We start from the raw sequence: 13297 nt of genomic DNA, 5'->3' as shown, positions 1-13297 counted from the left end.
TAAGTATCAGGCCGAAAGTGAACGTAAGCGAATCATTGAGCGCCAGCAGCAAGGGATTGCCTTAGCTAAGCAGCAGGATAAATATCATGGGCGCAAACCCCAATACACCCAAGACGATCCCCGCTTGCAACATGCTTTTAAGCTTTATCGAGCAGGCATGAGTGACATTGATGTGTCCCGAAATACAGGAATTAAACGGACAACCTTTATAAGGTATCGAAAGAAATTTAATGTTAAGGTAGATTGTATTCGAAAATAAAATGTTACCTTTTACCCTAGAAAGGTAACGCCAAAAGAAAAATTCCCAATGCATTTAGCAAAGGGAATTTTTTGTAATTAATTCGTGGTTTTTTTGATAATCATTTGAAAGTGAATTATCGAATTGTGGCCCCTAATACGTTTTTAAAATGATTCATCGCCCATTCAGCACCAGCTGGTGAGAACGTGGCCACGGCTGCTTGTGGAATCACAATGTGGTAATCCAGGTTGTAGGCACTGATTGCGGTGTGGAGGACACAAATATCAGTGCAGACACCAGCAATCCAGACTTCATCAATCAGCCGTTCCCGCAGGTAGTTATCCAAATTGGTGTTTTGGAAGGAGGAGTAACGGTTCTTATTGAATTTGTAGACATGGGAATCGTCATGATGTCGATCAAACCAGCTGCCGACTTGGCCGTATAGTTTCTGACCGGTCGTCCCAATAATATTATGGGCCGGATATAGTTTGGTTTCTGGATTGAATGGGTCATTAAGCCGGTGACCATCAGTGGGAAAGATCACATAATCATGCTGGCTTAAGAATTGATCGGCTAACCGCATAATTTCTGGGGCCAACGTCTGCGCTGGCTTGCCAACCGTTAGTGATCCCTTATCAGCCACAAAGTCGTTTGTATAGTCAATAATTAAGAGCGCTTTAGCCATCTTAATGTTCCTCCGTAAATTGAGCTTTAGTAATTAACTGTTCTTGCAATTCAGCCAATGTAGCTGTTAAGTAAACTGGGTACCGATCGGGGTTAACTAACCGTTTTGTGGCTTCTGGTAATTCTGCTACTTGATCCATTGAGAATTGCTGAATCTTAAAGAGATCATTTTCGATTGGGGAAGCATTGGAACCCAGATATTCTTGCATCAATGGCTTAGCATTAAAGTTAGTCAGAACTTGGCTGGCGTGCGTGGCTGCCGAATTAGCATTAACCACTTTCAATGGAGCCGTGATGTGCTCATCAGCCAGGGCAATCACATCGGCGATCGCTTGATGAAGGTTATCTTGCCGGTAAATCCGGTAAACTTGCTTATTACCAGGCAGGGTGATCTTTTCTCTGCTATCACTAACCTTAATTTTTGGGATCCATTGATCATTAATCTTTTCTTCGGCGAGCTTATAAACGCCACTTAATACCGGACTGGAGGAACTGGTAATTAAACGTTCCCCAATCCCAAAGTTATCAATTGGAGCTCCTTCATCCAACAACGACTTAACTACATGCGCATCAAGGGCATCTGAAGCTGTAATCTTTGCCTTGGGGAAGCCAGCATCATCGAGCATCTTCCGGGCTTTGATGGCTAATTGCGAAATGTCACCGGAATCGATCCGGATCCCGACTGGTTGGTGCCCTTGAGCGCTAACTTGCTTGAAGACCCGAATCGCGTTCGGCACTCCTGACTTCAAGACATCATAAGTATCAACGAGCAAGGAAACTTTGTCAGGATAAACCTTGGCCCAAGCTTGAAAGGCACTTAATTCATCAGAGAAGCTTTCGACCCAGGCATGTGCCATTGTGCCGGCCGCGGGAATATTAAATTTACTGGCTGCTTGTAAGTTCGACGTGCTGGTACAACCGCCGATCACCGCGGCTCGCGCCCCATACGTGGCGGCATCAGGGCCTTGCGCCCGCCGCGCGCCAAATTCCATAATTGGTCGGCCTTGAGCGGCATGGTTGATTTGCCAAGACTTCGTCGCAATTAATGATTGATGGTTAATGATGTTTAGAATAAAGGTTTCTAACAGCTGGGCTTCAATCAACGGTCCACTAATTGAAATAATTGGTTCCCGTGGGAAAACAGGGGTTCCTTCTGGTAAAGCCTTAATCGAGCAGTGATTTTTAATCTTGCTCAGGTAATCCAAAAACTCGGGAGTAAATTCATTCAGGGAGGTCAGGTATTCAATATTCTCCTTAGTGAAATGCCAATTTTGAACTTGTTCTACCACTTGCTGGAGACCAGCGACAATGACAAAACTACCGTTGTCGGGAACCCGGCGGTAAAAGACGTCGAAGCGAGCTTGTCGATCATGGGGTAGGGTAGCGTAGTACCCATTGGCCATGGAAAATTCATATAAGTCGGTTAATAGTTGTAGATTCATCTTAAATACTTCCTTTTAAGTAAAAATTACTTTAATTTGGCTAAAAATAAAAGTATGGTTAACTTTTATTTACGTCTAGTATAAATACTTTGCAGCAAAATGCAAATGATGCCCTTTAGTTAAGTTGGTAGAGCTTTGGTGGCCGCCCAGAATGGTTCAAAGTGGCGGCCCCGACTTCTTTGAAGAGGTGGTTGTGAGTTTTCTTAAAGTTGGAATTATCAATCTTGTCAATTGTCGTACCTAAGAAAGCCGCAAAGACTTCGCGCGCTTGGCGCAGGGTAAAGGTATTACCTAAGATCCGAAGAATTTGGGGTTGATAGTCCAGCTTGTTTTTAATCCGATTAATGGCGGTGGTAATGATTTGAATATGATCAAAGACCAGGTGACCGGCGGGACTTAGGATAATCTCCTGTTGGTCATGGGTGATCACATAGTTGCCCTGATCTTTATCAAGCACGAACCATTGGGCATCTGTGGCCCCATACCCTGGATGCAATTTTGGGGTTGATGGTAAATAGGTCATATAGGCGAGTGCCAGTGCCCGAGTTCCCGTAACCCGCTTGGGATCTGTAAAGGTGGCCAGTTGTTCGGTTGAATTCATCGGAACTTGCAGGCCAATTTTATCGTCAATTAGACGAATGCAGGCCGTGTCGGCACTCTCTTTACTCCGCAAGAGGGTTTCGGGGAGGGCCCAATGTCCCTTTAGAGGTTCATCTGCCCGCTTAATCAATAGTAATTGTGGTCGGTGTAATTCAGTATTAAAACTCCAAATGACGTTGGTGATGGTCACCAATGGCCGGGCAATAATTTCACTATCCAATTGACGCTCCTCCCTTCATAATTGTTAACTCAACTCTATTTTAGCATTTCTCGGCCACTAGTAATTGCCCAGTTGCTTTAAATCATGTTTGACGAGGATTGCTAAATTTTGAATGGTGATCGACGTCGGCTGGGCTAACCATAAGCAAAAAGTATTCCAGAAAATACCGACGGCAATGCGGGTCATATATTCAACTTTGGTATCGTTAGTGACATCGACGTGTCAAGCAACACTGGGGTGGCGGAGATGGAAACGCCGAAAGAAAACCGGCATCGTTTGGTTAGCATTATCCAAGATCTTATAGCTTAAACCAGCTTTAACTAACAAAGCCAATTTAGCTGAGTGAGCTGGCCAGTAAGTAAAGAAGTCATCGATGACTTCTTTATAGGTTTGGGGGTTAACTTGCAAGATCCAATCAGTGTATTTCTTTAGTAAGGAAATAACATACTGATTAATCACATCGTCTTTGCTTTTGAAATTCCGGTAAAAAGTCCGCCGGGAAATATGGGCTTGGTTACTAATATCGATCACGAAAATTTCTTGGTACGGTTTGACGGTTAATAATTTTTTACAGGCTCAAACCAAAGAACAATCAGCTTTTATTGAGCTACTTAAACAGCAGTTAAAGGTTAAGGACGAACAGATTGCAACGACTAATAGGATTGCCGATCAAGCACAACAATTAGATTTAACTACACACAAACAATCACAACCATCATTACCTCAACAAACCGAATCTGAGAGAGCGTAAAATATCTTGTGTAAATGCATAAAAGATTTCTGAATTGTATAGAAATAGGGAATGCCTTCCCTTATGATATTTAGTAACCACAGAAAACATCACAGGAGGCATTCCCCATGAATGAACTTACCACAGAAATTATCGCTGCACTAGCCCAAAAGCAAGATTTGGACGAAGTTTTTCGTCACCACCTCGAAATTGCGATTAACCAGCTGCTTCAAACCGAATTGGCAGAGTTTTTGGGTTACGAACGCTACTCATACGCTGGGATTAACACTGGTAATAACCGCAACGGCAGTTATGAGCGCTCGTTTGATACGAAATACGGCCAACTTAACTTAACCATTCCTCGAGATCGCAATGGCCGCCTGATTTAATGCTTTCCAGGGTTCAAATAAGTTATTAATCGCGATTAATGATTTATTTGAGCTGTGGAAGGTAAACGCGGTTCTGAATGTCTCTTAAAATCCGTCTCAAATATGGACTTCAATCCAGGTTTTCAGTAATCACTGAATTGCAACAACTAATAGCTGCCTGAAGCCAACAGTGTCAGTTAAACGGGTAGAACTCAGTCATTTATTGAACTTTGCACCAGAACCAGTTTGAGTGCAACAATATCAAATCAAAAGACATGGTCAGAATAATGATCATCTTGAGTGAGGTGCGTAAATGGATAATGCAATCATAAAAAAGGATATTCTCCTTAATTTAAGCGTTGAGGATGGGGGCTTTGATTTTTCTACATCAATTGCTGATGCAATGGCGAAAGTTGAAACAGAGCTTGTCGTTTTGAATGAAACGGTAGATTCGATTAAAGGTCTGAAACCAGACTGTGATAAGTTGGATTATATTTTGGCTACAAGTTCTGGTGCCTTGTGTGGTATCATCGACATTTTTTTAGTGGGTAAGCCTGGTGAGTCACCTTTAGGTAATATTACGGATAAATGGTTTGTAGCCAGAACGATAGATTTTGCAAAACTGTGCAATCCGGAAAAGAAAAATTTTGATAGCCTTGATTCCGCATTGAGATTCTTGGAGAAGAAATTTAAGGTTCCATATGACCAGACCGGACTGGGTGACGCTGGAAAGACCATTTTCGATTTGACTGCCAAAAATCATCATTTCAAATCTCTTGCACACAATCCGAGTTTGTTGGGACTGTTCTTTTCGATACTCGACCAGTTCAGCAATACATCTCATTTTGTTACAGACGGTCAACTTGTTTCTTTGCAACAGGCAGATGAAAAATGGGAACTACGAGGCGGAAATATTCCAAGTAAGCTGTTCTGTGGATTTGCTAACTGGATAGGTCATCTTATTTCGGATGTATCAGGTTCATCGTCAAGTGCGGCCAAAGGTAATCGCGGCACGGGCCTTCCATCTCCATTGTGGACATGGACCAATGACATTATTGCCATAAAAGCTAAATTGGGACTTAGTGTAACTGAAACGGACAAAACTATGAATGAGCTGGCTCTAAACATTTTTGAAAAAGGCTATGATATTCGGTTCCAGACAGCTCAGGCTATACCAGTATTTTTGAACGAGCTTCTTGTTAGACTCATTTATGCTATTCGCCGTCTATTCAGATATTTTTCAGAAATTCCAAAGACAGAACGCTCCTTTGCGCTCATGTGGAAGAAATGTGAACCATTCTCGAATCCTACAGTTAAGCGAATGTTGACGGTTGCACATGGTACATTCTGTTTGGTTGATGTCGGTGATGCAGTGGGCAGATTGCTTATAGCTGGTGGAGGTACTTTTAATGCGGTAGAGTTTGTCTTACGACTTAACGTTGTCGGAGTCGGACGATTTGCAATATCTCTCTATGGTGAAACGAGGAGAGAGATTTCCTATAATCACGCAAAGAAAGAATTCGATTTTGCGTCAAAGGAAACCGTTATTGTTAGCAATTACATAGAGGGTCTGAAAATTCTGGCACATCAGTACGACGACCACCACCTGTTAATGTTTATCAGTGACTTCGAAAAAAGCGATGCTTATATAGAGGCTTTTGGAAAATCAGTAACATTAGCAGAAGTGCGTAATGTTCCCGTAAATAGAATTCTGAAAAGTAAGCCGGACATCGACAAGTACTTTGGAGGAAAATAATATGGCAAAGAAGTCATCAAAACTTAAAAAAGCGCAACAGAAAGCAAAAGTTGCTGCACAGAAAACGAATCAAAAAATAAATGAGCTGGGAAAATATACCAGTTCGTTGTACACCTCATTGACCACGATACAGTCGTTATTTGACCGCATTCGCAATGTGCCGGAAAAAAACATGCTGAAATATGAGAAGTTAAAAACAATCAGAGTTAACTGGAAACAGCAGGCTGAGAAAATAGAACTGGAATATAAGAAAGCGGAGGTAAAAGCTGCTGGTCAAGGCGTTGCTGGTGTTGGTGCCGGTGTTGGTGCCGGTGTTGCTGTTGCTGCGCTTGGCCCTACAGCTGCTATGGGTATTGCGACCACATTTGGAGCGGCTTCTACCGGAACAGCAATATCTGCTTTGAGTGGTGCAGCATTTACAAATGCAGCGCTGGCATGGTTAGGTGGAGGTGCTTTAGCTACTGGTGGCGGTGGAATGGCTGCGGGCAACGCCTTTTTAGCACTTGCGGGACCTGTTGGCTGGACGATTGCCGGCGTTTCTATTGTAGCAAGCGGTCTGATGTTTTTTAAGACAAACAGCGATAAGGAAAGACTTGAGAATACATACACGCTTATTAGTAACCGTGACATCAAATCATACGAACTTGCTATTGTCGAACTAAGTAAGCGAATTACAAGAATCATAGATGAATCTGAGAAATTAAGAGAAGCCATTGTGAAGATAGAAACCTTCGGAACTGACTACACCAAGATGACGGAGGCTCAACAGTATGAGTTGGGTGCATATGTCAATCTAATGGAAGCATCCACCGCGCTACTTGTTAATCCAATTTTGGGGCTTCAACCCAAATATTCAGAGCAGGATTTTGATAAGTTGTGTGCATCTGAAAGCGAATTGTACAGACGCTATTTTAAGGCTCACAAAACTATGATTATTTCGATGGCAAACTTGCTTTATAAAATCAAGCTCGATGATAAGGATAAAAAGTTGCTGGCTAAATCTTTTAAAAAAAACAAAGACTTCTTATCATCGGTACAGATGGCAAAAAAGGAATTTGATGCAGCTGATATTTCAATGATTGAGAGAGCATTGAGTTATAGATACAAATACAGCACATACTAAAAAACGGTTCTGGTGCAAATTTTCCTCGCTGACTTGATTTTAGTATACTGGGTGCCAAGAAACGAGGGATTGCGCGCATGAATCACTTTAAGGGACGCCACTTTCAAAAGGACATCATCTTAGTAGCCGTTGGCTACTATTTCAGATTCAGTCTCAGCTATCGTGACATCGTTGAATTGCTTCGGGATCGGGGTATCACTGTTCATCACACCACGGTCATGCGTTGGGTTCATCACTATGGCCCCATCTTTAAGGCTCTATGGCGTCGGCATCAAACAGCTCACGCTAAAAGTTGGCGAATCGATGAGACCTATATTCGAGTTAAAGGCCGTTGGGCCTATTTGTATCGCGCTATTGACAGTAACGGTTTGACCATGGATTTTGAGCTACGAAAACACCGCGATTATACCGCATCCTATCACTTTTTGAAGCGTCTCTTGACGACCAATGGTCGGCCTGATCGATTAGTCACTGATCAATATCGGGCAACACTGAAAGCAGTGAAGCAAATTTATTGAGCAAAATATGATAGACATTAAGTAATAAGTGTTACCCTTGAAAATGTAATGAAGAAACTATTGTGTTAGGAGGATTTTATGGATAAACGTAAAATTGTAATTGTTGGTGCTTCACATGGTGGTCATGAATCAGCAATTGAGCTGTTGGATAAATATAATGATGTAGATGTAACTGTTTATGAAGCTGGCGACTTTATTTCATTTATGTCCTGTGGTATGCAATTATACTTAGAAAATAAAGTTACGGCTGAAGATGACGTCAGAAACTTTGCTCCTGAAGATGTTGAAAAGAAGGGCGGTCATGTTTATGCCAACCATGAAGTAACCGCGATTCATCCTGAACATAAGACAGTAACAGTTAAGGATTTAACCAATAATTCTGAAGAAGAAGTTCAATATGATAAGTTAATTCTTTCATCAGGTGTAACGCCAAAGGTTTTACCAGTACCTGGCAATGATCTTAAGAATATCTATTTAATGCGTGGACGTGATTGGGCTTCTAAGTTAATGAGTGCTGTTAACAATCCAGCAATTAAGAATGTTGCTATTGTTGGTGCTGGTTATATTGGTACTGAAGCTAGTGAAGTATTTGCTAAAGCTGGCAAGCATGTAACTTTAATGGACATGATTGATCGTCCATTAGGAACTTACTTGAACCCTGAATTGCTTGATGTTTTGGAACCTACCTTTAAGAAGAATATGGACTTGAAGATGGGCGTTAAAATTGAAGGCTTCAACGGTAATGAAAAAGTTGAAAGCGTCAAGACCGATCAAGGCGATATACCAGCTGACTTGGTTGTTGTTTCAGCAGGGGTAACTCCTAATACTGATTGGATAAAGGGCACAGTTGATTTAGATCAAAGAGGCTGGATTAAGACTGATCCATACTTGAGAACGAATGTTAAAGACGTTTACGCTATTGGAGATGCAATTTTGCCACTTTCTATTCCAGCAGGTAAGCCAATGCCAATTGCTTTAGCTACTACTGCTAGAAGAGAAGCACAATATGTGGTTGATCATATCTTTGAAGATAAGCCAGATCGCGCTTTCAAGGGTGTTATCGGTGCTTCAGCTCTTAGCGTCTTTGACTATCACTTCGCTACTGCGGGATTAAATAAGTTTTCAGCTGCTAAGAATAAGCTTGATTATCAAACTAGCTTCTATGAAGATCATATGCGTCCAGCTTATGTCCCAGAAGCAGATAATCCTAAGGTATATGTCAGCTTAACCTTTAATCCATATACTCACCAAATCTTAGGCGGTGCTGTCCTTTCTAAGTATGATATTACTGCTCAAGGCAATGTTTTAGCTTTGGCAATTAGTCATAAGATGCGCTTGGAAGACTTGGCTGAACAAGACTTCTTCTTCCAACCAGGATTTGACCGTCAATGGAGTTTGCTTAACCTAGCTGCTCAACATGCATTAGGTATGGCAAGATTCTAATTTAATCGTTAATAAAAATAAATTATAAAGATAAAAACTAGTCATGTTTTTAACGGCTCTTTGTCAAATGGTGTTGAAGGATAGTTTCTATCCTTTGGAGATCTCCTCGTGTGGGAGATCTTTTTTGTTTTTTTATTAGTTGCGGCGTTTAATCTGGTGTGTCGTCTGAATATCGTACTTGAAGGCATAACAAATAAGCCTACCATCGTGACGTTATTGTGGTAGATAATCTAGGCAATCAGCTGGTAGACGCGTGTGAACATATTGGCCTGATTGGAGAAGCCATAACAAGCACGTTTGAGCTCCTTGATCTTACGGTTGATGCCTTCTATCGGTCCGTTAGAGTAGGACGATTTGGCGGCATTAATTACTCCATTAAGATTCTTTCGTAGGGTATGCATGGCCGTATCTAGGGGCGTGCCGTTAGGCTGATAGTTAGTGATGATATTCTTGAGTTCATCAGCGTGACGCCCCATCAAAGCATCGTGGAGATCGATGTAGGTTTCATAAGCTGTTTTGAAGGCCGGAAACGTATCGGTTCCAATATCAATAGCGTTCTGTTCGGTCGAGTACTCATTCAGGCCGAAGAGGTAGCGGCTCTTTTGTGCGTCAGGGGTGGCCTTGTGGAATAGGCGCCATAGTGATTTCAGTACTTTATATTCCCGCGAATGCTTGTCGAGTTGCTTTAAACATTGAGTGCGAATGGTATCCATCGTCCGGCCCATTAATTGAATAATGTGGAACCGATCAATAATGAGTTCGGCGTTAGGGAATAGTTCGTGCACGAATGCCTGATAGGAGGCGTTCATGTCCATGATGACGCGTTGAACCGCGGCCCGTTCTGCGGTGCTGTACTGACTAAGAAAGAACTGTTTGATGGTTCTATTAAGGCGGTCGCTAAGTACTTTAACTGATTTGTGAGTGTCGGCGTCAATGCAAATAAACGACATGGAGCCGTGCGTGGAACGGAATTCATCAAAGCATAGATTAATCGGTAACCGGCGGCTCGCGTGTGGATGAATATTAGCCGTCAAAATACGCTGAACTGAGTTTGTCGAAATACCGGTGAGACTGGCGATAGTCTTAGCCGGGAGTGATTTACTGGCTAGCTTCAGCACATGAGTCGCTAGTCCGTGACCGATGGCGTGGTTGGTTGATACCACTGGAGTGGTGGCCGTACAAGTGCTATGGCAGTTACTACAACGCCAGCGTTGCTTGTTTAGCTCTAGAATTACGGGCCGGTCCATGGGTCCTGAAATGTGGACATGAGTGAGCTTGTGTCCGTTAGGGTGCAACGTATTGTATCCACAGCTAAGTGTATTATCTAGTTGAGACATCTATTCCTACCCCGCTTATCTTGAGTTTCGTCGCTTAAAGCATAGCACTAGGGAGGCTTAGATGCCTTTTTTTGTTATCAAAAAGGGCCTAGTACTTTTGGAATGGAAATACTTTCCAACACCAAAAATTCTAGACCCCTAAGTTTGCGATCTACCACGTATGTTTAAATCAAATTTATTTTAAATATACCTTGTACAGTGAAGTTTATTGATTGTGTGATTTATGATAAAAGATTAATGTTTTATCATAAATCACACAATCAGTAATACATAAGTTAAGCTCAATCTTATTTACGTTTGGCAAGGCCTTCACGAATAATTTTTTCTAAGACATCAACAATTTTTTCGTCATTCTCAAAAGCGATGCGTTTAACTTCTTTATATGTGCTCATGCGAAGTTGAACGGTTTTAGTTCTTTCTGTTTCGAATTGGTATGGACTTTTTAGATTTTTAAGTTGTTCAGATGCCTTTTTACTAACTTTGTTTAAAAAATCTTCTGCCATGATAAATTACTCCTCTAACTGTTGAATTCTAAGTATTTGTTCATTAAGAACCATTTGGTACATTTGGATTGCTCTTTTATCCCAATGGTCTTTATTCCGTATTCCTTCATTAGCAAACGTTTTAACCCGTTCTTGAGTTCTAATTGAGTTTGAAAAGACCCCTTCGCCAAAAAAGTCTTTTGCTTGTGCAGAAATTTCAGTATCAACTTTTGCACGTGGCTTCATTAAGTACAATATGACACCAACTAACTGAAAACTTCCATTGTATTGTTCACGTAGTTCACCTAAATGCGTAGCTGTTTTTAAAGAACTTGTATATGACTGCTTTTGAGTTTGTAAGACAATTGAGATGAAATCTGAAGCCATGATTGCGTTATTAGTAAAGACATTTATTGTTGGTGGTACGTCAATAAAAATATAATCGTAATTTTGTTTTAACTTTGAAAGCATTTGTGGTAATAGAATATTACGTTTAACCCGACTAACTTTTTCTACAGCACCAATCCATAAAGACAATGTCCAATCTGTAGGAATCATATCAATTTGGTTTGTAACAGACACAATAGATTTAGACAAATTCCCTCCAAGAAGGCCCTCATATAATGAAAGTTCCGGCTTTAAATCGGCTTTATAAGTCTCCTTCATAATTTCAGTTGCATTTCCCTGGGGATCGAAATCTATAAGTAGTACTTTTTTCCCCTCTTGACCCAATAAATAGGTTTCCATTACAGTCAAGGTGGTCTTACCAACGCCACCTTTAAAGTTGAAGTTTAATAGTGTTTTCCCATTCATAGTAGCACCTACCTTTACATAAATATTTTACCATGATTTATGATTAATCACAAATTTTATATGATTTATGATTAATCATAAATCATATCCATAAAACTATTTACTTAACCTTTGCAGAATGATATGCTTTGTTCATAAACAAAAAATCCCAATCCACTCGGGATTGGGATTTTTGCAGTATTGACAAGTAGCTATCTTGCAGCTACCCAGTCCAAGCAATTTTCACCGCCAAGTTAAAATTGCTTGAAAAAATTGTAATCTTGTTTACGTGCTAATTATATCGCAAGCAAACCTTAAGGGCAAGCAAAGGTAAACTAATTAAAACGAAGATAAGACCAATGGACTAAGTAGCTTGTAATAACTACTTAGTCCATTTTTGTTGTTAGAAATTAAAAAAAGTTGCCGACTGGGCAACTCACAAACAGACACATGCTGGTAAATTACAAAGCCGATCACGACCAATGTTCGCTTTGTAATTCAGTTAGAGCATATCAGATTTGTATTTTAAAGCAAATCAAATGTTTTAGCAACTCTCTTTTGAGACAGCGTGTGTCAGTCAAGAAAGGGAGTTTTTATTATGACAAAATCAACAGATTTCAATTACTATGACGCCAATAGCGTATATGGATCCTTGTTTTTCCAGTTCCCTAAGGTATTAATGTATGGCGAGCAATACAAACATTTAAGTGATGCCGCTAAGCTAGCTTACATGGTACTAAAAGACCGGCTAGAGTATTCTTTACGCAATCACTGGATTGATGAGGAAGGGCACGTCTACTTTATTTTTACCAATCAAGAACTTAAAGATTTATTCGACTGCTCAAATGATAAGTTAGCAGCCGTGAAAAAAGACTTGGAACGTGCAGGACTACTTTATCAAAAAGCCATGCATTTCAATCCCAAAACTGGCAAAAACGAACCCAATCGACTTTACCTGGCCGAACTAGATATGCAGTCAACTGACGTCTATTTACGCGGTGAATATGCTCAAAAAGAGCCGCAAACCCTTGCTACGAGCGAAAATCCGAAAATCGGACGTTCGCGGGAGACCGTTGGAACCCTTGCTACGAGCGAAAATCCGAAAATCGGACATTCGCGAAAGTTCGTTGACAACACCCCGCAAACCCTTGCTACGAGCGAAAATCCGAAAATCGGACACGATCTAGATAAAGAACTTAAAGAAAGAGATACTAGTAGATACAATATAGATACTCAAAAGTTGGACTTTTCCACAGCCAATTTCTCACCAGCAGAAATTCAAAAGCAAAACCAGGATTTGGTGAACCATGCTAATGACTTCTTAACTGATGAAGACAGTGGCTTACCGGTTTTCTTAGAACCAGAAGCCGTGCAATTACTTAGCTTCTGGTGCCGAACTCCACAACAAATGCGGCGCTTTATTGGCATTATCTTAAACGCCAAATATGCTGTTGAAAAAGAACATAAGGATTTAGGCGTATGGATTCTATTAGATGACCCTGATTTAAAAAAAATGATGACCAAAACATTAAGACGCTATTTTAATGCCCTAAGAAGCGATGAG

At 40.9% G+C, this 13297-nt stretch carries 11 protein-coding genes and 4 pseudogenes; 8 read left to right on the top strand and 7 right to left on the bottom strand.

Annotated features, from left to right (window positions below; genetic code table 11):
* Positions 1 to 259 (top strand): annotated as a pseudogene (locus AC27FM_RS13120) (recombinase family protein); the annotation flags it as partial.
* A gap of 115 nt (positions 260 to 374) precedes the next feature.
* Here the strand turns inward: AC27FM_RS13120 and AC27FM_RS13115 are convergent.
* The 4 genes from AC27FM_RS13115 to AC27FM_RS13100 all read right to left on the bottom strand — a co-directional run bounded on the left by AC27FM_RS13115 (position 375) and on the right by AC27FM_RS13100 (position 3643).
* A complete protein-coding gene (locus tag AC27FM_RS13115; RefSeq protein WP_046872113.1) occupies positions 375 to 923 on the bottom strand; it encodes a cysteine hydrolase family protein in 549 nt (182 codons plus the stop codon).
* Between the two features lies 1 nt (position 924).
* The gene (locus AC27FM_RS13110; protein ID WP_147206812.1) at positions 925 to 2364 is read right to left on the bottom strand and encodes a nicotinate phosphoribosyltransferase; all 1440 of its coding nucleotides are present in this window, start codon (positions 2362 to 2364) and stop codon (positions 925 to 927) included.
* Positions 2365 to 2479: 115 nt separating this feature from the next.
* Positions 2480 to 3184, bottom strand: coding sequence for an NUDIX hydrolase (locus AC27FM_RS13105; protein WP_098826319.1), 705 nt, complete (start codon positions 3182 to 3184; stop codon positions 2480 to 2482).
* A 222-nt stretch (positions 3185 to 3406) separates the two neighbouring features.
* On the bottom strand, positions 3407 to 3643 hold the full coding sequence (locus AC27FM_RS13100) for a TetR/AcrR family transcriptional regulator (RefSeq protein ID WP_238141078.1): 237 nt from the start codon (positions 3641 to 3643) through the stop codon (positions 3407 to 3409).
* A gap of 91 nt (positions 3644 to 3734) precedes the next feature.
* On the opposite strand from AC27FM_RS13100, the gene AC27FM_RS13095 reads away from it, so the two are divergent.
* The 6 genes and pseudogenes from AC27FM_RS13095 (at position 3735) to AC27FM_RS13070 (ending at position 9122) form a co-directional block, all read left to right on the top strand.
* Entirely contained in the window at positions 3735 to 3935 is a 201-nt protein-coding gene (locus tag AC27FM_RS13095) for a hypothetical protein (protein ID WP_487088946.1), read from the top strand.
* A 107-nt stretch (positions 3936 to 4042) separates the two neighbouring features.
* A pseudogene (locus tag AC27FM_RS13090) lies at positions 4043 to 4291 on the top strand (IS256 family transposase); the annotation flags it as partial.
* Between the two features lie 304 nt (positions 4292 to 4595).
* Positions 4596 to 6038 carry a hypothetical protein gene (locus AC27FM_RS13085; RefSeq protein WP_487088945.1) on the top strand — a complete coding sequence of 481 codons (1443 nt, stop codon included), beginning with the start codon at positions 4596 to 4598 and terminating at the stop codon, positions 6036 to 6038.
* A 1-nt stretch (position 6039) separates the two neighbouring features.
* Positions 6040 to 7161 carry a hypothetical protein gene (locus tag AC27FM_RS13080; RefSeq protein ID WP_487088943.1) on the top strand — a complete coding sequence of 374 codons (1122 nt, stop codon included), beginning with the start codon at positions 6040 to 6042 and terminating at the stop codon, positions 7159 to 7161.
* A gap of 77 nt (positions 7162 to 7238) precedes the next feature.
* Positions 7239 to 7673 (top strand): annotated as a pseudogene (locus tag AC27FM_RS13075) (IS6 family transposase); the annotation flags it as partial.
* An 84-nt stretch (positions 7674 to 7757) separates the two neighbouring features.
* Complete coding sequence (locus AC27FM_RS13070; protein WP_042749386.1) at positions 7758 to 9122, top strand: NAD(P)/FAD-dependent oxidoreductase; 1365 nt, start codon at positions 7758 to 7760, stop codon at positions 9120 to 9122.
* A gap of 230 nt (positions 9123 to 9352) precedes the next feature.
* On the opposite strand, the pseudogene AC27FM_RS13065 reads toward AC27FM_RS13070, so the two are convergent.
* From AC27FM_RS13065 to AC27FM_RS13055, 3 genes and pseudogenes are all read right to left on the bottom strand, one after another.
* Positions 9353 to 10435, bottom strand: a pseudogene (locus AC27FM_RS13065) (ISL3-like element IS1165 family transposase); the annotation flags it as partial.
* Positions 10436 to 10746: 311 nt separating this feature from the next.
* On the bottom strand, positions 10747 to 10962 hold the full coding sequence (locus AC27FM_RS13060) for a hypothetical protein (protein ID WP_003649837.1): 216 nt from the start codon (positions 10960 to 10962) through the stop codon (positions 10747 to 10749).
* Between the two features lie 6 nt (positions 10963 to 10968).
* The gene (locus AC27FM_RS13055; protein ID WP_057868197.1) at positions 10969 to 11754 is read right to left on the bottom strand and encodes a ParA family protein; all 786 of its coding nucleotides are present in this window, start codon (positions 11752 to 11754) and stop codon (positions 10969 to 10971) included.
* Between the two features lie 577 nt (positions 11755 to 12331).
* Between AC27FM_RS13055 and AC27FM_RS13050 the strand changes: the two genes are divergently transcribed.
* A partial coding sequence (locus tag AC27FM_RS13050) for a replication initiator protein A (RefSeq protein ID WP_487088940.1) occupies positions 12332 to 13297 on the top strand: 966 nt, incomplete at its 3' end.

It is taken from the genome of Companilactobacillus sp. y65-5 (assembly GCF_057541095.1).
The sequence above is the reverse complement of the archived record's forward strand: the minus strand, read 5'-3'. Positions and strand labels throughout refer to the sequence as shown.